23 protein-coding genes, 1 tRNA gene and 1 other RNA gene are annotated in these 19,620 nt (G+C 55.0%); 9 read left to right on the forward strand and 16 right to left on the reverse strand.

Annotated features, from left to right (window positions below):
• The 3 genes from ACILP4_RS00820 to ACILP4_RS00830 form a co-directional block, all read left to right on the forward strand.
• On the forward strand, positions 1–614 hold a 614-nt coding region (locus tag ACILP4_RS00820; protein ID WP_395618865.1), incomplete at its 5' end, for a rod shape-determining protein.
• A 303-nt stretch (positions 615–917) separates the two neighbouring features.
• Positions 918–1,127, forward strand: a complete 210-nt coding sequence (locus ACILP4_RS00825; protein WP_395618866.1) for a helix-turn-helix transcriptional regulator — start codon at positions 918–920, stop codon at positions 1,125–1,127.
• Position 1,128: 1 nt separating this feature from the next.
• The gene (locus ACILP4_RS00830) at positions 1,129–1,782 is read left to right on the forward strand and encodes a hypothetical protein (protein WP_395618867.1); all 654 of its coding nucleotides are present in this window, start codon (positions 1,129–1,131) and stop codon (positions 1,780–1,782) included.
• Between the two features lie 414 nt (positions 1,783–2,196).
• Here ACILP4_RS00830 and ACILP4_RS00835 read toward each other — a convergent pair.
• The 7 genes from ACILP4_RS00835 to rpsD form a co-directional block, all read right to left on the reverse strand.
• Positions 2,197–2,272 (reverse strand) — tRNA-Lys (locus tag ACILP4_RS00835).
• A gap of 40 nt (positions 2,273–2,312) precedes the next feature.
• Positions 2,313–2,846: a 2-amino-4-hydroxy-6-hydroxymethyldihydropteridine diphosphokinase gene (folK, locus tag ACILP4_RS00840; RefSeq protein ID WP_395618868.1), complete on the reverse strand. Its 534-nt coding sequence runs from the start codon at positions 2,844–2,846 to the stop codon at positions 2,313–2,315.
• Positions 2,830–3,696 carry an N-carbamoylputrescine amidase gene (gene aguB, locus ACILP4_RS00845; RefSeq protein ID WP_395618869.1) on the reverse strand — a complete coding sequence of 289 codons (867 nt, stop codon included), beginning with the start codon at positions 3,694–3,696 and terminating at the stop codon, positions 2,830–2,832. Before aguB ends, folK begins: the two co-directional genes overlap by 17 nt.
• A 91-nt stretch (positions 3,697–3,787) precedes the next feature.
• Positions 3,788–4,648, reverse strand: coding sequence for a class I SAM-dependent methyltransferase (locus ACILP4_RS00850; protein WP_395618870.1), 861 nt, complete (start codon positions 4,646–4,648; stop codon positions 3,788–3,790).
• 64 nt (positions 4,649–4,712) lie between these two features.
• Positions 4,713–5,693 carry an agmatine deiminase family protein gene (locus ACILP4_RS00855; RefSeq protein ID WP_395618871.1) on the reverse strand — a complete coding sequence of 327 codons (981 nt, stop codon included), beginning with the start codon at positions 5,691–5,693 and terminating at the stop codon, positions 4,713–4,715.
• Positions 5,694–5,696: 3 nt separating this feature from the next.
• Positions 5,697–7,376, reverse strand: coding sequence for a M28 family metallopeptidase (locus ACILP4_RS00860; RefSeq protein ID WP_395619023.1), 1,680 nt, complete (start codon positions 7,374–7,376; stop codon positions 5,697–5,699).
• Positions 7,377–7,489: 113 nt separating this feature from the next.
• Positions 7,490–8,104 carry a 30S ribosomal protein S4 gene (rpsD, locus tag ACILP4_RS00865; RefSeq protein ID WP_395618872.1) on the reverse strand — a complete coding sequence of 205 codons (615 nt, stop codon included), beginning with the start codon at positions 8,102–8,104 and terminating at the stop codon, positions 7,490–7,492.
• Positions 8,105–8,283: 179 nt separating this feature from the next.
• Between rpsD and ACILP4_RS00870 the strand changes: the two genes are divergently transcribed.
• Positions 8,284–8,601 carry a chorismate mutase gene (locus ACILP4_RS00870; protein ID WP_395618873.1) on the forward strand — a complete coding sequence of 106 codons (318 nt, stop codon included), beginning with the start codon at positions 8,284–8,286 and terminating at the stop codon, positions 8,599–8,601.
• A gap of 35 nt (positions 8,602–8,636) precedes the next feature.
• Here the strand turns inward: ACILP4_RS00870 and ACILP4_RS00875 are convergent, their stop codons facing one another.
• Genes ACILP4_RS00875 through rpiB form a run of 5 tightly spaced genes read right to left on the reverse strand, consistent with a single transcriptional unit; the run spans position 8,637 to position 11,971 of the window.
• Entirely contained in the window at positions 8,637–9,359 is a 723-nt protein-coding gene (locus ACILP4_RS00875; protein WP_395618874.1) for an RNA methyltransferase, read from the reverse strand.
• Positions 9,356–9,817, reverse strand: a complete 462-nt coding sequence (gene nrdR / locus ACILP4_RS00880; protein WP_395618875.1) for a transcriptional regulator NrdR — start codon at positions 9,815–9,817, stop codon at positions 9,356–9,358. The genes ACILP4_RS00875 and nrdR overlap by 4 nt, the downstream gene beginning before the upstream one ends.
• The gene (locus tag ACILP4_RS00885; protein WP_395618876.1) at positions 9,818–10,162 is read right to left on the reverse strand and encodes a hypothetical protein; all 345 of its coding nucleotides are present in this window, start codon (positions 10,160–10,162) and stop codon (positions 9,818–9,820) included.
• 46 nt (positions 10,163–10,208) lie between these two features.
• Positions 10,209–11,522 (reverse strand): serine hydroxymethyltransferase, encoded by a 1,314-nt coding sequence (gene glyA, locus ACILP4_RS00890; protein WP_395618877.1) that lies wholly within the window; start codon positions 11,520–11,522, stop codon positions 10,209–10,211.
• Positions 11,519–11,971: a ribose 5-phosphate isomerase B gene (rpiB, locus tag ACILP4_RS00895; protein ID WP_395618878.1), complete on the reverse strand. Its 453-nt coding sequence runs from the start codon at positions 11,969–11,971 to the stop codon at positions 11,519–11,521. Before rpiB ends, glyA begins: the two co-directional genes overlap by 4 nt.
• Positions 11,972–11,989: 18 nt before the next feature.
• Here rpiB and ACILP4_RS00900 point away from each other — a divergent pair, with 18 nt between their 5' ends.
• On the forward strand, positions 11,990–12,295 hold the full coding sequence (locus tag ACILP4_RS00900; protein WP_395618879.1) for a hypothetical protein: 306 nt from the start codon (positions 11,990–11,992) through the stop codon (positions 12,293–12,295).
• Positions 12,296–12,452: 157 nt separating this feature from the next.
• Here the strand turns inward: ACILP4_RS00900 and ACILP4_RS00905 are convergent, their stop codons facing one another.
• A complete protein-coding gene (locus ACILP4_RS00905; protein WP_333568008.1) occupies positions 12,453–13,109 on the reverse strand; it encodes an alpha/beta hydrolase in 657 nt (218 codons plus the stop codon).
• A 105-nt stretch (positions 13,110–13,214) separates the two neighbouring features.
• Here ACILP4_RS00905 and ACILP4_RS00910 point away from each other — a divergent pair, with 105 nt between their 5' ends.
• The 4 genes from ACILP4_RS00910 to ssrA all read left to right on the forward strand — a co-directional run bounded on the left by ACILP4_RS00910 (position 13,215) and on the right by ssrA (position 15,986).
• Positions 13,215–14,264 carry a cysteine desulfurase family protein gene (locus ACILP4_RS00910; RefSeq protein WP_395618880.1) on the forward strand — a complete coding sequence of 350 codons (1,050 nt, stop codon included), beginning with the start codon at positions 13,215–13,217 and terminating at the stop codon, positions 14,262–14,264.
• A complete protein-coding gene (locus tag ACILP4_RS00915; RefSeq protein ID WP_395618881.1) occupies positions 14,261–15,307 on the forward strand; it encodes a cysteine desulfurase family protein in 1,047 nt (348 codons plus the stop codon). Before ACILP4_RS00910 ends, ACILP4_RS00915 begins: the two co-directional genes overlap by 4 nt.
• Positions 15,304–15,636 (forward strand): 2Fe-2S iron-sulfur cluster-binding protein, encoded by a 333-nt coding sequence (locus ACILP4_RS00920; protein ID WP_395618882.1) that lies wholly within the window; start codon positions 15,304–15,306, stop codon positions 15,634–15,636. The genes ACILP4_RS00915 and ACILP4_RS00920 overlap by 4 nt, the downstream gene beginning before the upstream one ends.
• Positions 15,637–15,642: 6 nt before the next feature.
• Positions 15,643–15,986, forward strand: a transfer-messenger RNA (tmRNA) gene (gene ssrA / locus ACILP4_RS00925).
• A gap of 115 nt (positions 15,987–16,101) precedes the next feature.
• On the opposite strand, the gene ACILP4_RS00930 is transcribed toward ssrA, so the two are convergent.
• Genes ACILP4_RS00930 through ACILP4_RS00940 form a run of 3 tightly spaced genes read right to left on the reverse strand, consistent with a single transcriptional unit; the run spans position 16,102 to position 19,591 of the window.
• A complete protein-coding gene (locus ACILP4_RS00930) occupies positions 16,102–17,355 on the reverse strand; it encodes an N-succinylarginine dihydrolase (protein ID WP_395618883.1) in 1,254 nt (417 codons plus the stop codon).
• Positions 17,355–18,386, reverse strand: coding sequence for an arginine N-succinyltransferase (locus ACILP4_RS00935; protein ID WP_395618884.1), 1,032 nt, complete (start codon positions 18,384–18,386; stop codon positions 17,355–17,357). Before ACILP4_RS00935 ends, ACILP4_RS00930 begins: the two co-directional genes overlap by 1 nt.
• Positions 18,383–19,591, reverse strand: a complete 1,209-nt coding sequence (locus ACILP4_RS00940; protein WP_395618885.1) for a hydrolase — start codon at positions 19,589–19,591, stop codon at positions 18,383–18,385. The genes ACILP4_RS00935 and ACILP4_RS00940 overlap by 4 nt, the downstream gene beginning before the upstream one ends.
• Between the last annotated feature and the right edge of the window lie 29 nt (positions 19,592–19,620).

Here is a 19,620-nt window from a genome sequence, read left to right on the forward strand (position 1 = left end):
TTGAACCAATGGCAGCGGCTATTGGAGCGGGCCTTCCAGTTACAGAACCTATAGGATCGATGGTAGTCGATGTGGGTGGAGGCACTACCGAAATAGCCGTACTCTCTTTGCGCGGGCTTGCCTACACAGCATCTGTTCGCGTTGGCGGGGACAAGATGGACGATGCGATTGTGTCCTACGTTCGCCGAAACCACAATCTGCTAATCGGAGATATAACCGCAGAACGGATAAAAAAGGAAGCTGGCATCGCGCGGCGTCCAATAGAAGGGCATGGCATTACGTTAAGCATTAAGGGGCGTGACCTAGTGAACGGCGTACCCGCCGAAATCACGATTAACCAAACGCAGATTGCAGAAGCACTATCGGAGCCGGTCGGAGCTATTATTGAAGGTGTTAGAATAGCTCTTGAGAATACGGCGCCTGAACTCGCGGCGGACATCGTAGACCAAGGAATTGTACTTACAGGCGGAGGGGCGCTTTTGAGTGGCTTGGATGATGCAATCTGCGAGGCAACTGGATTGCCGGTAGTGGTGGCAGACGATCCCCTGACTTGCGTTGCCAGAGGCACGGTATTCGCCCTAGAAAACGAACAGTTTCGTATATTTGCCCATTAGTTTTTATGGTCTAGCCAAGAGTGAGACTAAGCCTAATGGGCGCAAAGCGGACTGTCCGCTCCCGGCCCAATTTCGGACATTATACCGAAACGAATACGATGATCACCGCAGCGGCAGCTTTTAGGCGACCGTCACCACCTTCTGAACGGCGACAACTGGGTGGAAAGTTGACAGTCCGCTTTAAGGACATCGAAACCAATAGCAGCAGTCACCGACCAAGCATCCGATATTTCGCAGATGACAAGAGTTCTTGACAGGCAGATGTACGGGCTGTAAAGAGCTCTTGTCACAAAGGAGTGCGAGTTGGAAAACCGTTTGAAAGACTATCGCGAGACGGCTGGGTGGAGCCAAGGTGAATTGGCTCGGCTGCTGGGTGTTTCGCGGCAGACAATAAACGCCGTTGAAACTAACAAATATGATCCCAGCCTACCGCTGGCTATGCGGATGGCAAAACTGTTTGTCTGTCAGGTACCGGACATATTTATCGACCATTGGGAAGCAGGAGGGAATTAAGATGACCATCAAGAAAAGCACGGTATCGGAAGTGAAAATGCAACAGGGTCGCAAACTGGCTTTCCAATTGGTTGTTGGTGCCTTGATTGGCGGACTTAGCAGCTATTTTGGCTTGGGCCTTCTAGGTGCTGAAAATGTAACAGTCGACCAGTTGGCTGTCGGCGGTGTTGGCCTCATCTATTTGTTAATTGGCGTGATCTGCGGCTTTGGCTTGATAGCGCCCAAATTAGGGGCCAGCATTCTAAATGTAGAGGACGCAGACGAGATCCGCGACCAGAGCCGCATTTTGAGCGGGTCCGCGATTTGCATGATCGCCTTGGGTGCGGCGTTGATGGCGCTAACCATGGCTGGACCGCATGGGCCAATATCGGGTCCTGCTGCCATGGGCGGACTGCTCGCGGCTCTGGCGCTGCTGATTGCAGTATCGATCCGCGATTGGAATTATTATGACGAGATGATGTTGCAGCTTAGCCGCGATGCCGGGAATATTGCCTTTTCTGGCGTAGGGTCGGTGACGCTGGTATGGGGGTCCGCATCATGGCTGGGGCTTGTTACGGCGCCAACGCCGCTAGCGCTGGTTGCGCTAACATCGGGGGGATTTTTGATGGCCATCTTTGTCGCTAGCGCCCGAAAAGGGTTAATGCAGCCACGCTGAGTTATTGGAGCAGTTAAAGGTCTACCCGAAGGTCTGCAGTTGGGTCGTAACTGGAAAGTCCGCTTTGCGCGTTCGTCGAGCCGAAAGCTGCCTGTCTGCAACCGGCCCATAACTAGACATGCATGGTGATTATGGGCTGTTGTGCTGGCCTGCATCTATGCCCCTCTCTGAACGAGCAGAATAATATGTAAGAAGGAACTGTGGGTCCCATCAACCAGAATAGGGGGGTGGCACCCCGGTGGGGTCTCGTTGGGTAGCGTTTTGAAGGGGGTGGGGGTGCGACTTTTGGTGCGAGGTAGATAGTTACTGCCGCAAAATTCCCTTGGCCCGTGCTGCCCCCGTGTAGCCCCGAGAGGTTCTGGGGTAACACGAAATTAGTAAACCACTGCATCATGCTGTTTTATTTAGACATAATGGTGAGCCCTGCTGGGTTCGAACCAGCGACCTACTGATTAAAAGTCAGTTGCTCTACCGACTGAGCTAAGGGCCCCCGACCTGAACCTTCATGGGTTCAAAGGAGAGCGCTCCCCCTAATGGCGGTGGGGGGACTGGTCAAGCGCCTTTGGTCGGTTAAATCGCGATTGCAGGTGACGAATGTTAAGGCCGGAAACCGGGTCGCGCCAATCGGGGGCAACCATGGCGGCTGGCGTCAGCACAAAACCGCGCGAACGTAAGCCCGGATGGGGGATGGAAAGACCTGGGTTGCTGTCTGCCCACATACCGCCGGACCATAAGAGAATGTCGAGGTCCAGCACCCGTGCGCGCCAGCTTTGGCCGCGACGGACGCGTCCGAAATGGCTTTCGATTTCATGCAGGCGGGCAAGCAGTGCAGGTGGTTCCAACTCTGTCGCTATTACCGCCGCCGCATTGGCAAAACGGCGTGATGATGGCCCCATCGGGCTGGATTGAATGGTCGCGGAATGCGCGAAGACATCAATGTCATCCATCTCGAGCGCCGCTATCGCTTGCGGGATGATACGGTTCGGCGTGCCAATGACGGGATGTGGCTGGTTTGAACCGATGCCAATGAGATAGAGATGCGACAGATCAAATGTCCTCGGCAAGGCGGGTGTATAATGTAGGGCGGCGGTCTCGGAAGAAGCCCATGCTGGCACGGTGCTTGCGGGCTTGGTCTAGGTCAAAGGTCGATACCAATAGACCAGTTTCAGCGTCGTCCAGGTCGCAGACCACATCGCCCCATTCATTGGCGATGAAGCTGGTGCCGTAAAATTTTTGTGCCGTCTGACCATGGTCGTCTTCGCTGCCGACCCTATTAGCCGCAATGACGGGCATACAGTTCGATACAGCATGACCGACCATTGCCCGCCGCCACATGTGCCGTGTGTCCAATGTCGCATCCTGCGGCTCTGCACCGATGGCTGTGGGGTAGAATAAAAGCTCCGCGCCCATCAACGCCATGGCCCGCGCGCATTCTGGGTACCATTGGTCCCAGCAAATGCCGACTCCGATGCGCGCACCGAAGACGTCCCAGACCTTGAATCCTGTATTACCGGGACGGAAATAATATTTCTCTTGATAGCCGGGGCCGTCGGGAATGTGGCTCTTGCGATACACGCCCATGATTTCGCCATTGCCGTCGATCATGGCGATGCTGTTGTAGAAATGTGCGCCGTCGCGTTCAAAGAAGCTAGCGGGGATGGCAACATTAAGGCCTTTGGCCAGTTTAGCCATCGCCCTAACCGCAGGATGCTCCGACGCTGGCTGCGCGAGCGCGAAATGTGCTTCTTCCTGTGTTTTACAGAAATAGGGGCCTGAAAACAGTTCAGGCGGCAGGATGATTTGCGCGCCAAGATCTGCTGCCTGCGAGACAAGATCGCTCACGGCATCGATGTTTTCGGCTTCGTTTGCCGACAAAGGCAGTTGCAGCGCGGCAACGGTTATATTTCTGGTCATGTGGCGTCTATAGCCGGACCCCGAAACGCACCGCAATCACGATTGTCGCCAGATACAATATATTTTGCGGCACAACTTCGCCGCAAAATCATCAGTCGCGCTTTTTGAACAACAATGTCATCCGGTCGGTTTCGCCAATGGCCTCATATTTTGCGCGATCGACATCCTTCAAACGCAGTGCAGGCGGCAACGTCCATACGCCGTCGGGCCAGTTTGCGCTGTCCTTGGGGTTGGCGTTCACTTCGCTCTTGGCGACCAGTTCAAAGCCATGGATTTTCATGAAGTTGATGATGTCGGCTTCGCGCATATAGCCCTTGCTGCCATTGGTATAGCTATAGGGTGCGTCTGCCTTCGCACGGTGTTGTTCGATGCCGAGAAGGCCATCGGGTTTCAAAAGATCGCGCATGGCTTTTACTTCGGCGTCCGCAATGTTCCAGCTGATCAGGTTGTGCATCATCCGCATCACCAAAATGCGGTCAAAACTGCCCTTTGCATTCTCAGGGATTTCACTGAGGGAAAACGCATTAAAGTCGGTTGCGGGGCGGCCAGATACAGCCGCAACATCCGAAGGAAATTTGGTGATGGCGGCTGCAATGCCTTGCTTTTGCTGGTCGCTGAAATGGGTCTTTGTGCCAAAATAGAGGCCAGTATATTTGCCATCTTCGTTGACATAGCGGCCAAGAAGGCGCGAAACCCAAGCACCTCCAGGAGCATATTCACCAATCACATGATCTGGACGAAGGCGGAAAAATTCAAATGTTTCGGCTGGGTGGCGATACTGGTCGCGCTTGGCGTCATTTGCTCGGGCTGGGTCGGCTAGGATTTTGGCCAGACGTTCCTGATGTGCCTTATGCACCTTCTCGTGGTCGGCCTTATTGGACCCATGGTGGTTTGCAAAGGCTGGGGCGGCTAAAGTGGTTGCAGCTAGGGCGAGTAGAAAAGCTTTTTTCATTGGAAATCCTCTTCTTGTTTGCGTGCAACGGATATGGTTATGGACGCTTGAAATTCCAATAGTGTCACTTGGGCACTTGTTGACTGGAGCAATGAAAACTACCGCCGCCGGTCAAGACTGCGTCCGCCATGACGCCCACAACCTGTCGGTCGGGGAATAATGACGCCAAAGTGGCAATAGCTGCATCATCATTTTGCACGCCATAAATAGGTACGACAATGGCGGTATTGCCGATGTAAAAATTCATATAGCTGGCGGGAACCGCTTCTCCGTCCTGCAGGAATCGGCCGACCGAGGGCATGAGGCTGACCTGGCACCCAAATGCTTCGGCACGTTTCCGAGCATCTTCAAAAACGGCTCCATTGGGGTCATCTGCCCCTGCGCCTTGCGGAATGAGGATGTGGTTAACACCGACAAAGCGCGCGAGATTATCGATATGCCCATCGGTGTGATCATTCGCCAAGCCGTCGCCCAGCCACAGCAGGCGTTCAATTCCAAGGTCATCACGAAGCCGCGCTTCAATCGCCTTCTTATTGAGCGAAGGGTTACGGTTAGGGTTCAACAAGCAATCAACCGTTGTTGCGGCAAGACCTTCACCGTCCACATCGATTGAGCCGCCCTCCAATATCCAGTCAGCCTTCGTAACGTCAAAGCCTGCAGCAATGGCGAGGTCGTGGCCAATGCTTTTGTCGCCCGGATAATCGAAGCGGCCACCCCAGCCATTAAAGCCAAAATCGCGGGCGATACGAAGATTACCATCTTTTACAATGATGCAGCCGGTATCGCGCAGCCAGACGTCCCCTATATGGCGCTGTTCGACATGAACCCCGCTATCTACAAGATCCGCGGCAATTGCGGCGGCTTCGGCGCTGCCTGCAATCAAATAGACATGCTCACCACGGCCAGAGGCATGAAGGGCATTGGCAAAAGCCGCAATCTGTTGCTGGGCGCGATGGAGTGGTTCACCCCAGGCATCTGGCGAACTTGGAAAGCCAATCCAAACCGATTCATGTGGTGCCCATTCCGCGGGCATGCAAAAAGCCATGGATTATTTCCCGCTGCGGCTCTTGTCACGAACGGCGCGGAATTCGTCGCCTTCGTTCCAGTTCGGCCATCCATCGGTCATCGCAAGCATCCGGCCGACACGGTAATAGAGTTTTAGATCAGACATCACGCCCGACCAATCCCATTTTTCGTCAAATTCATCGCCGGGGGCGTGATAACGGTTCATTTCATAATCGTCCGCCGCTGACTTGGCCGCGGCTTTTCCGCCAGTGACCAGATCATCGCCGCCTTCGAAATAGACCATAGGCACGCCAAGCTTGGCGAAGCTAAAATGATCGGAACGATAATAAAAACCTTTTTCCGGGGTCGGCTCCATTTCGGGTGTGCGACCTTCCGATTTTGCGGCTGCTTCTAAATAGGCATCAAGTTGCGACTTGCCTTTGCCAATGACGGTCAGGTTCTTGGCAGGGCCCGACATTGAAAACGCATCCATATTCACGCCGCCAACGGTCTGCGACAAAGGGAAGACAGGGTTTTCGGCATAAAATTTGGAACCGAGCAGGCCGCTTTCTTCGGCAGTGACTGCAAGGAATACGACGGATCGATCGGGCGCACCGGCTTTGGTATAGCCCTCCGCAAGCGCAACTAGTGCTGCTGTGCCCGTCGCATTGTCAACGGCGCCGTTGCAGATATCATCGCCATCCGCTGCAGCCGTACAGCGCCCCAGATGGTCCCAATGCGCGGTGTAGAGCACATATTCGTCAGGGCGCTTTGTGCCCTTCATGACGCCAATAACATTCTTACTGGCCTTGCGCGCAATGTCGTTTTCAAAGCTTAATGATGCGGTGAGGTTCAATGGCAGTGCCTTGAAACCCTTTTGCTTTGCGGCGGCCATTTGCTTTTCCAAGTTCTGACCCGCTGCAGCGAAAATGTCCTTGGCGACAGATTTCTGTATCCAGCCATTGGCCTGAGTCTGGCTCTTGCCGCCGTCCTTGGATTGCGCGAGGAACTGTGTGCCAGTCCAACTCGAATTAACGACATTCCAGCCATAAGCGGCAGGCGCAGTGTCGTGGATGATCAAAACGGCAGCAGCACCCTGACGCGCTGCTTCTTCATATTTGTACGTCCAGCGGCCATAATAGGTCATGGCTTTGCCACCGAACGGACCATCTAGGCCTTCATTTTCAAAATCGGGGTCGTTGACCATCACGACAACGGTCTTTCCCTTCACATCGATGCCGGCATAATCGTTCCAACCCCTTTCCGGTGCAACAATGCCATGGCCGACGAAAACCATATCGCTTTGATTGATCGCCGTTTTGGGCGTTTCACGATAGCTGCCGATGACATATTTACTGCCATAGGCAAAGGACATGGCCTTTCCGTTCCGGTCGGCAATGTTCAAGGCTGAAACATTTTTCGCGGTGATTTCAATCAGGGGGACGTCCTGTGTCCAGCTGCCATTATTGCCCGGCTCGAGCCCTGCCGCTTTGAATTTCGAGATCAGGTGCGCGACGGTCTTTTCTTCTCCGATAGACCCAGGAGCGCGACCTTCATATGCATCAAGCGACAACTCGCGGGTGACGTCCTGCATTGTCTTTTCGGACAGGGCTGGGAGCTCAATCTGGGGGAGCGCTGATGTCTCAACATCTGCCGATGCCGCCTTATGGAACCCGCCGGACAGGGCAAGGGTGGAAACAAGAGCCAAGGAAAGCAGGCGCATCATATTCTCCTAATGGGAAATTTTGTTGTACGCTTTGTGGCAGACCCGTCCACGCGGCTCAAATGAAGAAGGCGGCCACATGGGCCGCCTTCTTGGTATTCTTTATGCGAAAATTAACGCGAATAGAATTCGACGACCAGATTTGGTTCCATCTTCACAGGGTAAGGCACTTCATCAAGCGTTGGTACGCGGGCGAAGGTAACCTTGTCGGTGCCATCTACTGCAACATATTCAGGAATATCACGCTCGGCGAGGCCTTGGGCTTCGATAACCAGTGCCATTTCCTTAGCTTTCGGACCTAGGCTGATGACGTCGCCAACGGCAACCTGACGGCTTGCGATGTTGCACTTCACGCCATTGACGCGGATGTGGCCATGGCTAACGATCTGGCGTGCAGCAAAAATGGTAGGTGCAAACTTGGCGCGGTACACGACCATGTCCAAACGACGCTCCAGCAGACCAATAAGGTTCTGCGATGTATCGCCCTTCATGTTGCTGGCTTCTTGATAGGCGCGCTTGAACTGCTTCTCAGTCACGTCGCCATAATAGCCCTTGAGCTTCTGCTTGGCACGCAGCTGGATGCCGTAATCGGACAGCTTGCCCTTGCGGCGCTGACCATGTTGGCCTGGGCCATATTCGCGCTTGTTTACAGGGGATTTTGGACGGCCCCAGATGTTTTCACCCATACGGCGGTCAAGTTTATACTTCGAGCTTTTGCGCATCGACATATTCAGTCTCCAATTGCTAACAACATTGTTTCCGGTCCCGCGCGACACATCTGGGACATGCCGGACACCTGCTTCACCGGAATGCAGGGTCGATTGCGAAGCGGCGCCTATGGCGGTTGATAGGCCTTATGTCAACATCTGGCTCGACTTTGCGAGTGCTGAACCGTAAAGGCGCTGCCATGAGTAGCACCTCCAGCCCAATTGAACCCGCCAAGTGCAATGATATGACCCAAGTGCGTGCGGGCGTTGATTCGGTTGACGCGCAATTGGTCGAGCTTCTGGCTGTTCGCTTTGCCTATATGGATGCCGCTGCCCGTATCAAAACAGACCGCAACGCCGTTCGTGACGAAGCGCGCAAGCAACAGGTTCTCAAAAACGTCCAAGACGCAGCGAGTGGCTCCGGCATTCCCGTTGAGGTGGTTGCTGACTTGTGGGAGCGTTTGGTTGAAGCTTCTATCGCTTACGAACTTGATAAATGGGATACCAAGCGCGTCTGATAGCATGGCCAGCGGCTGTCCTAAGGGGCGCAAACTTAATCTTCGGGTGGTCGCCGTCTATTTAATGTTGTGAGCACGCCGCGTAATGTCCTGACCTCAAGTGCATTCCATGCTGGCTTTGTCAGCAAATTGCGCAAGGTCCGGCGGGTAACAGGCGCTCGGTCGACGGGGGTAAAATAATTCAGCGGTTCCAGCATGGCGTCTAACTGCGCAATGAGGCCGTCCAGCTCGAACTGCGTCGCAGGTGGTTCCAAATCCGTTTTGGGCGGGCTCGCCAGCGTTTGCGTTTTTGACCACTCATATGCGCAAAGAATGACCGCTTGTGCCAAGTTCAACGAACCAAATTCAGGATTAATCGGCACCGTAATGATTGCGCGAGCAACATTGACTTCGTCGCTTTCAAGGCCGGATCGTTCGGCCCCGAACAATATCGCGCTTCGTCCCGTGTTGCCGAATACCTCTCGGGCGGCCACTTCGGGCGTTATAACCGGTTTCGTGACACCCCGCTTGCGCACCGTTGTCGCATAGACATGGGCAATGTCTGCAGTTGCCTCTGCCAGCGTCGGAAAAACTTGGGCATTCGCCAAAACAATGTCCGCGCCCGATGCCGCTGGACCTGCATTAGGGTTTGGCCATCCATCGCGCGGGGCGACAAGACGCATTTCGGTAAGACCGAAATTGAGCATGGCGCGCGCCGCCTTGCCAATATTTTCGCCCAATTGCGGACGGCACAGGATGATGATGGGCGGCGCGCTCATTTGAGCGCTGCTTCGACCACGCTTCCAGCGAAATCCTCAAAATCCTTGGCTTCGCTAAAGTCCTTATACACCGACGCGAAACGGATATAGGCAACGCTATCAAGCGCCTTCAACCCATCCATAACGAATTCGCCAATGCGTTTGGACTCGATTTCGTTTTCACCCAAGGTTTCAAGCTGCCGCTGGATTGCAGAGGCAAGTTTTTCGATTTGCGTATGGTCCACTGGGCGCTTTCGGCATGCGACGGATAGCGAACGTTCCAGCTTCTCCCGGTCGAACAGCTCACGCTTGCCTTCGCTTTTGATCACTACCAGTTCACGCAACTGAATGCGCTCAAAGGTTGTGAAGCGCCCACCGCAACCCTCGCACTGCCGCCGACGGCGGATCGCGCTATTGTCTTCAGTCGGACGGCTGTCCTTTACCTGGCTATCATCATGTCCGCAAAATGGGCAGCGCAATTATTTTTCCTGATTCTTTTTCTTGTTTACATGGCGGTACGCGACAATGCCTGCACCAATCAATGCGCCGGTGGCAAGTCCTATGGGGGCGATAATGCCAGCAGCCGCGCCAATAGCCGCGCCGCCAGCGACTTTCTTGACGGTATCTTGATCGGCGAGATGCTTGCCGGTGTGAAACGCGTCCTTAGTTGCACCCCACAGCTCGTCGGCTGCTTCACCCACATAATGCCGTGCTTGATTTGGTATGCTTTCGGCGGCCCGTTGCTCCGGTGTTTTTGCACCACAATTTGCGCAAAATTTTGCGCCCTCGCCATATGCCGCATCACATTCGTTACAAAATCCCATGGTCAATTCCCTTCTGTGTATTAGATGGGTAAGTCACCTCTATAATTCAAGACGGGTAGATTGGAAAGCGGCTGCACAATTCGCGGACACGAAGGCGGACTTCGGCTTCGACCGCAGGATCGCCATGCTCACCCTTTTGACGCAAGCCTTCAAGTACGTCAGAGATCATATGGCCAATCTCTTTGAATTCAGAAACGCCAAAGCCGCGTGTCGTTCCGGCAGGCGAGCCAACACGAATACCGCTGGTTTTCATGGGCGGCAGCGGATCGTTTGGAATGCCGTTTTTGTTGCAGGTGATCGCCGCGCGCTCCAACGCCTCGTCCGCATCGCGTCCGGTAATGCCAAGCGGGGTCAGGTCCACCAACGCCAAGTGCGTATCCGTGCCGCCAGAAACTAAATTAGCGCCGCGTTCATGCAGCGTTGCAGCCAGAGCCTTTGCATTAGCAATCGTCGCTGCGGCATAGGTTTTGAAGTCGGGACGAAGTGCCTCACCAAAGGCGACGGCCTTAGCGGCGATGACATGCATCAATGGACCGCCTTGGAGCCCCGGGAAGACGGCAGAATTGATCTTCTTGGCAATAGCCTCGTCGTTGGTCATGATCATGCCTCCACGTGGCCCACGGAGTGTTTTATGCGTCGTATTGGTCACGACATGGGCATGCTCAAGCGGGTTTGGATGAACGCCGCCAGCAACCAAGCCGGCAAAGTGCGCCATATCAACATGGAAAATCGCGCCGACTTCGTCAGCAATGGCGCGAAAGCGCGCAAAATCGATAATACGCGGATAAGCTGAACCGCCCGCGATAATGATTTTTGGACGATGCTCTTTGGCGAGGCGCTCGACCTCGTCGAAGTCGATAAGGTGCGTTTCAGGATGCACGCCGAATTGCACCGCGTTGAACCATTTGCCGGACATGGCTGCCTTTGCGCCGTGCGTCAAATGACCCCCAGCATCCAGGCTCATACCCAAAATAGTTTCGCCTGGCTTTACGAGCGCAAGCATGACCGCACCATTTGCCTGCGCACCGGAGTGAGGTTGCACGTTGGCAAAGCCAGCGTTGAAAAGCTTTTTGGCGCGTTCGATGGCCAATGTTTCAACTTCGTCTGAGGGCGCACAACCCTGATAATAACGCTTGCCCGGATAACCCTCGGCATATTTGTTGGTGAAGACCGAACCCTGCGCTTCAAGCACAGCCTTTGACACAATGTTTTCGGACGCAATCAGCTCAATCTGATTCTGTTCGCGGTCCAGTTCATGGGTAAGTCCGGCAAACACTTCTGCATCGGTTTCAGCCAAGCCGCGCGTGAAAAAGCCGTCGGGCTGAACATCGGAAAGGTCGTGTGCGGGGCGCATGCTCATGCTGGTTCCTTGGTTGTCAGTGGGTTGGATAACTTGTCAACGCGGCGTTGGTGCCGTTCGCCACCAAATGCGGTTGAGAGAAATGCATCAATACAGGCTTTCGCCATCTCGATACCAATCAGGCGCGCGCCCATGGCGATGACGTTTGCGTCATTATGTTCGCGTGCGAGCCGAGCAGACAGCGGTTCAGATACGAGAGCGGCGCGTGCAGCAGGGTTTCGGTTGACGGCGATGGAAATCCCAATGCCGGACCCGCACAAGGCGACGCCGCGTTCTGCCGAACCATCGGCAATGGCGCTTGCAAGTCTGTATCCATAATCGGGATAGTCAACCGACGCTTCGTCATGGGGGCCAAGATCTGCAACTTCATGCCCGGCAGCGCGTAGATATTCAACCAGCGCTGATTTCAGCGCGAGAGCAGCATGATCTGAGGCGATGGCGATACGCATGGCACATCCTGTAGCAGCTTGAGTCGGACTAAGCTCCCCCTATGGGACCGCGCGCCAAAAGGCTATGCCGAATTTCCGCGATTGCGCAGCTTATCCACCGTCTTTATGGGTGCGATCATGCTTAATGCCATATTGTCCATCGCCATGCTGTCCGCTTTCCTACTTCTCTATGGGGCATGGAAACGCTGGCGGCGGGATGGTGCTAGCCAGCAAATGTGGCTGATGGTCGCGGCGGCCTTGGTTGTTTTTGCGAATGTGGCGATTTGGGTGGTGCCGGATGAAAAGGGGCAGTCTTTGGTGACTGGCTCTGTTGAACGACCCTGATTGGTTCATACATAGGCGCAGAGGACGCAAAGAGGTACTAATCCAACGTCACCCTGAAATTGCTGCAGGTTCTTATGTCTGCGAACGCTCAGGATTAAGATCCTGAATAAAGTTCAGAATGACAGCGGTAAAGCCTCAGCGCCTCTGCGTGAAAAAATCACTTAATAGGACAGTTTGGATCCAACCGGAAATCGAGATAGCCGTTCACCGACGCCATAAGCAATTCCATCTCATTTTCGAAGAAATGGTTCGCGCGCGGAATTTCGTCATGATGGATGGTGATGTGGCGCTGGGTTCGCAGTTTATCGACAAGCTTTTGCACCGCGTTGGGGGTAACAACTTCATCATTCACGCCCTGAATGATGATGCCTGATGAGGGGCAGGGCGCCAGAAAGCTGAAATCATACATGTTGGCGGGTGGCGCAACCGAGATAAAGCCGCGGATTTCCGGACGTCGCATCAGAAGTTGCATGCCGATCCACGCGCCAAAGCTGAAACCGGCAATCCATGTGGTCGACGCCTCAGGATGAAAACTTTGCACCCAATCGAGCGCAGATGCTGCGTCAGACAATTCACCGATACCATTGTCAAATTCGCCTTCGCTTCGGCCAACGCCGCGAAAGTTGAAGCGCAAGACGCCAAAACCGCGCGCCACGAAGGTTTTGTAAAGCTGTTGCGTGATACGGTCGTTCATTGTCCCGCCTGCTTGCGGGTGTGGATGCAATATCATTGCAATTGGGGCTCGTGGGCGCGGCGGCGGCGAGAAACGAGCTTCGAGGCGACCTTCTGGACCGGGAATAGCAATGGCGGGCATATAAAATTTCGATTCTAAGAATGTGTGCCGAGCTTTACCCGACGGTTCGGGCTTTGCAGGAATTGGAAGGGCTATATAGAAGGAGTGACGATTTTCGCAACTGTCATGGAAATTATGCCCGACCAAAGCCGCATCTATCTTGATCATGCCGCCACGACGCCTGTCATTCCGGCGGCGCGCGTGGCGATGGCCGAAGCCATGGCGCATTGGGCGAATCCATCCTCGCCGCATCAAGAGGGCAGGGCAGCTCGCTTTGCGCTTGAGGACGCACGTAGGCGGATTGCGATCGCGCTGGATTGGGATGGCGAAGTCATCCTGACAAGCGGAGCCAGCGAAGCGATAGCGCTTGGACTTCGGGGTACGGCGTCGGTAGCGAGTGCGGTGGAGCATGATGCGGTGCTAGCAGTCACCGGGCCGAACCGTTTGCCGGTAGGGGCTAATGGACAAGTCGATGTCGGAGCAATTATTGGCAATGCGCGATTTGCTGTTCAATCCGTGAACAATGAAACCGGCGTTATCCAACCCATGGCGGAGATTGCGGCCGCTGTGCGGGCGGTTAACGGCATATTTTTCGCCGATTGTTCACAAAGTGCTGGTAAGCTGCCGCTGCCGGATGCTGATATAATTGCCGTGTCGGCGCATAAACTCGGCGGGCCGCCAGGCATGGGGGCATTGCTCTTGCGCAATCTTGGATTATTGTCACCAACGGGGGGGCAGGAGCAAGGCTATCGGCGTGGGACGGAGAATTTGCCTGCCGCTATTGGATTTGCTGTGGCGCTTGAAGCCGGGTTTGCTTGGATGGAAGGCGCTGTCCGCCTCCGTAAAATGTTGGAAGATGCTGTTGTCGAATCCGGGGGCGTTGTCATTGCGTCGGAAAGCAACCGGTTAGCGACCATTGGCAGTTACCGCATGCCGGGCGTTGCTGCATCGAGCCAGCTTATCAACTTTGACATGGCGGGGATTGCGGTTTCTGCGGGCAGTGCCTGCTCGTCTGGGACGCTAAAAACCAGCCATGTTTTGGGTGCGATGGGATGGGATGATGCATCAGCGTCTGAAGTTATCCGCGTCAGTTTTGGCGCGGCCACGAATGAGGCTGACATAGCGCGCTTCATCGATGTCTGGCGCAGCATCGCCGCCCGTGCAAAAGCCGCATGATTTATCTGGACTATCAAGCCACGACGCCGCTCGCGCCCGAAGCATTTGCGGCCATGGAGCCTTGGTTAAAGAGCGGATTTGCGAACCCGCACAGCGCACATGCCGCGGGCAGAGCAGCGGCCGCAGCGGTTGAGGTCGCCCGTGATCAGGTGGCGGCTTTGTTGCCGACCGGCGGGCGCGTTATCTTTACCTCCGGCGCGACAGAAGCGATTAATTTGGCAATTATGGGATCTGGTCTGCCGGTGAGCGCGGCCGCAACTGAGCATGCTGCGGTTCTGGATTGCGTGCAGCATTTGGGCGGTGAGGTGTTGCCGGTCAGAAAGGATGGCCTCCTCGATCAGGTGAATACAGGTGCGACGTTGCAGGCGGTCATGTTGGTCAACAACGAGATCGGAACCATTCAACCTATTGCCGATATCGCTGAGCTAACCCACAAAAGCGGCGGATTGCTGTTGTGCGATGCCGTTCAGGCCTACGGCCGTTTGCCTATTCCGGATGGCCCAGACATGATCGCGATTTCTGCGCACAAAATTCATGGGCCAAAGGGAATCGGCGCTTTATGGGTGCGCGACGGCGTATCATTGGCTCCACAAATCTTGGGTGGGGGGCAAGAGCAGGGGATGCGCTCCGGTACGCTGTCACCTGCTTTATGTGCTGGCTTTGGTGCCGCGGCGAAATTGGCAGCTGAACGGATGGATACGGATGCCGCGCATGTTTCCGCCTTGTGGGACCGCGCATTGGCGGCGTTTACTGACTGGACCATCAATGGCGCAACAACGGAGCGCTATAAAGGCAATCTCAACATTCGCCGCGACGGCGTTGACGCCGCGAGGCTGATCTCTGAATGCCGAAACATCGCATTTTCTGCGGGAAGCGCCTGTGCGAGCGGCTCAGGTCGGCCAAGCCATGTGTTGCAGGCCATCGGCCTGACGGATGCGCAGGCAAAATCTTCCATCCGTTTGGGCTTTGGCCGCTATACGTCAGCGGAAGAGATTGATATTGCCGCAGAGGCAATCAACCGGGCAGCAGAGGCGATGTTATGATCACAGTCAGGTTCATCAATGCCGAGGGCGAATCGCAAGAGGCGCAAGGCGTTGACGGCCAGAGCCTACTCGATCTCGCACAAGCTGTTGGTCAGCCGCTAGAGGGAACATGCGAAGGCCAGATGGCTTGTTCTACCTGCCATGTAATCATGGACAAGGATTGGTTTGATAAGCTCCCGCCTGCGGTTGAGGATGAAGAAGATATGCTCGACCTCGCCACGGGCGCACGGCGCACGAGCCGTTTGTCCTGCCAAATTACGTTGACGCCTGCTCTCGACGGGTTGATCGTCCATGTTCCGGCTGAGAGCCGTAATATGCAAGGTCTTTAACCGCCTTCACTTCCCATTCACGAAAAAGGGCCTATATAGGTCGGTGCCGGGTTCGCCCGGCTATGGTGATAAATTGCGATGTGCAATAGGTGCAGCGGACCCGGGGGCGGTACCCGGCAGCTCCACCAAAATCTCTGTTTGCCAGAGGTCTTGGAGGGGTTGAACTAGGATCGACGTGCGTTGAAAAGCATTGTTTTTGCCCGGCATGAATAAGCCGTGAAATGGTTCATAACCAATAGGTGCAAACGATAACGAAGCACTTGCTCTCGCAGCGTAATTTTGGGCCTCACGGTCTAAACTTACACTAAAAGAACGCGGCCGAACCGGCCGGGCAACAGAAAGGTTACAGCGGCCCCCCGGAGCCGGGCAACAGAATCCGGGACCCTTTTCATTACCAATGCAACGAGCAGCGATACTCTGATCGCAATGGTTAAAGCTACGGCGCGTTGTTAAAAATCTTGGCCGTCAGGCGAGCGCAAGGAGATCGGTCGCCTCCAGCAACGCCAACCGCGCCAACCGAACCTTATCCAGCAAATCTGGGTTACCGAGTTGGTCCGGCGCAATAGTTTCCGGCCAATGCGCGGCAACAACTTCGGCGATGGTATCCAGCTTTGTCGCATCGGCCATGAAACGTTGGTCAACGCTTACAGGGTCAGCAACAACACGCAGGCGCAGGCAGGCTGGGCCTCCGCCATTTGCCATCGATTGACGCACATCAACTGGCACTAATTTGCGGATGGGGCCATTGCCTTCTACCATCTCGGTCAGCCAGCCCCAAACCCGGGCATTTTCGTGCACTTCGTTGGGCAAAATAAGCGCCATGCCGCCATCTGGTAAAGTGACCAATTGCGCATTGAACAGATAGCTTTGAATGGCGTCTGCCAGACTCACCCGGCTTGCTGGGACGATGATAATCTCTACCTCAGGCATCATCCGCTTGATGTCGGCATAGGTCTGGTCTGGGTGCTCAAATGCCTGTTCATGCGTGAAAAGAACGCGCTCATTTGCCACCGCGACAACATCATTGTGAAACGCCCCAGCGGCAATGGCGACCTCGGATTGCTGCACGAACAAAATTTTGGCTGGGTCAAGTCGGTGCGCGCGCGCAATGGCCTTTGACGCCTCAATATGTTGCCGCGCCGGGAAGAGGCCGCCGGTTTTGCCATAGACAAATATTTCGACACCCGCTGCATCATGCGATGCACATAGCCGCATGAAATTGGCTGCACCTTCGTCGCCAAATGGTGCTGGCACGGGGCCATGCACCGCAAAATGTTGTTCATTCGCGAAGGCCAATTTCAATTGCGCCAGCGTGCCTGTCCACTCATGGCTTCGGTGGGCCATTGTAAGCAGATTTGACGCCGACAGATGGCATTTGCCATCGGCTGTGTCTGGTGCCGGCGAAACAGTAGCGGCGTTTGCCGCCCACATGGACGAAGCGGAAAAAGCGGCTGCCCGAATATGCGGTTCGGCCGATTGCATATCTGTCGCAAGCCCGCTGAGCCAATCATGGTTCGGTCGGTCGAGCGGCATGAAGAACCCCTGCGCCAACCCAAGACCAATATTGGCGCGCATCTTTTCGATGCCCTGCAGGGCCGCAGCTTTAGGATAAGATGCTGCGCCTGCGTTATTTGACGAGGCTAAATTGCCAAGGCTTAGTCCGGCATAATTGTGGCTCGGCCCTATGATTCCGTCAAAATTGATTTCGACCAAGGCCATTAAGACCGCTCCACATAGGTCACCTGATCGCCAACCGAAATATTCAGCGCCTGCGCACAATCTGCATCGATGATGACGTCATCGCCGCGATCATCGATCCAGCCATAAGCTGCCTTAAATGTGTGCAAGCGGCCGAGCGTGAGCAACTTTTTTTGGTCGCTCTTCTGTTCGTCTACGGAATTGCTTATCTCTGTTATCGTGACGTCCTTTGCCTCACGGATGCTGCGAATCTGGTCCGTGCGGGCGGTCATTGTTGGGCCACCGTCAAAAATATCGATGTAGTTTTCCCAGGCGAAACCTTCATTCTCCAGCATACGCATGGCCGCTCGGCCAGAAGGGTGCGGCACGCCAATAACGGTCTTTGCGCTTTCTGGAAGCATGGCAATATAGACTGGGTGCTTGGGCATAAGGTCGGCGATGAATTGGTTGCCGAATTTTGCGTTGAATTCGTCGGCCTCTTGAAAGCTCATTCCAAAAAAGCGCCCAGCGACGCCGTCCCAAAATGGAGAACCGCCGGCCTCGTCGATCACACCGCGCAATTCGGCAATAGTTCTGTCTGCGAACCGTTGGCGGTGGTTGCGAATGAAAAGATAACGGCTGCGCGCAATCAACATGCCAAGCCCGCCAGCGCGTTCGCCGGGGTGCAGGAACAAACCGCCGACTTCCGTAGCGCCCTCAAGATCAGTCGACAGGTTGAGAATGTCCGCACGGAAGGTGCGTTCCAATTCAACGCTATGCTGAGTCAATGCGCCAATGCGATAGCTGTAAAACGGCCATTTCTGCCCAACATTTCCGAAGATCTGGCAAGTGCCGCGCACTTCGCCAGTGAGGCTATTCTGTAGCACAAATACATATAGGTCGTCGGCAACATTATCCCCCACACGGTCAAATCCAGCAGCAGACCGCTCCAGCTTTGCGGACAGCGCTTTCTTGTCCGGAGGCAAGTTCGTGAAGCCACCGCCGGTGCGCTTCGCCATTTCGTAAATAGGTTGCAAATCGCCCATATTCGCCGGACGGATGAGAAAAGTCATAAAGCACCTTTTTCAGATAAACGCATGATGGTCAGTGCGGACAATTGTGCGCGCTCGGTCAGGCTTTCGACTATCAGGAATTCATCCTTGCTGTGAATATTGCCTCCGCGGACTCCCATCGTGTCGACCACTGGGACACCGCACGCCGCGATGTTATTGCCATCGCATACACCACCGCTGGAGCGCCAGGCGATGGACAGGCCAAGGTCTGCGCCGCATTGTTTGACTAGGCCAAATAGCTTGGCGGCTTCATCGTCGATTGGCTTGGGTGGGCGACCAAAACTGCCATGCAGATGGGCCCGCACGTCATGTTCGCGTTCGATGTCGGCGATGATCCGATGCAAATCTGCCTCGGTTTGTGTTACAATCTCCGGCGTATGTGGCCGGAAGTTTACGCGCAATATCGCATGATCGGGTACGACATTATTCGGGCCGCCGCCGTCAATTTTAGCAGGGTTCACCGAAAGGCCGTCGCGCGAAAGCTGCTTAAGACGCAGCGCGAGGTCGGCGGCAGCCAAAACCGCATTGCGGCCATCATCGGGGTTTCGGCCCGCATGGGCAGACAACCCTGAAAAAATGACTGAGAAATTACCGCTCCCGCCACGTGCTCCAGCAAGCGTGCCATCGGGCAGTGCAGGTTCATAGGTCAACGCGGCCAATTTGTTTTGCGCCAGCTTGGCAATCAGTTTCGCGGATGACGGTGAGCCGACCTCTTCATCGCTGTTGATAAGAATTTGATAGCCAGTGCGCGCAAGGCTTCCCGAAAGTTCCGCCGCGTGCAATGCCGCAAGCATAATGGATATGCCGCCTTTCATGTCGGCAACACCGGGACCATTGAGTACCCCGTCCTCCAACCAGCGCAGCTTCTGAAACTCATGGTCTGCAGGAAAAACCGTGTCCATGTGGCCCGTAAACAACAATTGTGTTGGTGCATCGGCGCGCACGGTGACCAAAAGATGCTGCCCATGCGCGACCGTTTTTATAGAACCGTCGGTCAGAACACGGTCGACCGGTTCGGGGTCAACCAAGGCAACTTCGCCGGGAAGAACCGAAAACGCCTCCGCCAGCATTTTTGCAGTAGCGGCCAAGCCATCGAGATTGCTTGAGCCGCTATTCACCGCTGACCAGTTGTGCACCTGGTCAAGCATGGACTGCTGTTGAATTGTTTCAAGAACCTGTCGTTCGCTGGCGGTTAGCGTATGCATGACATTGTCTTAGCTTTGGTCGCATAAAA

Origin of the sequence: Sphingorhabdus sp. (assembly GCF_044239045.1) — a bacterium.
Taxonomy (GTDB): domain Bacteria; phylum Pseudomonadota; class Alphaproteobacteria; order Sphingomonadales; family Sphingomonadaceae; genus Sphingorhabdus_B.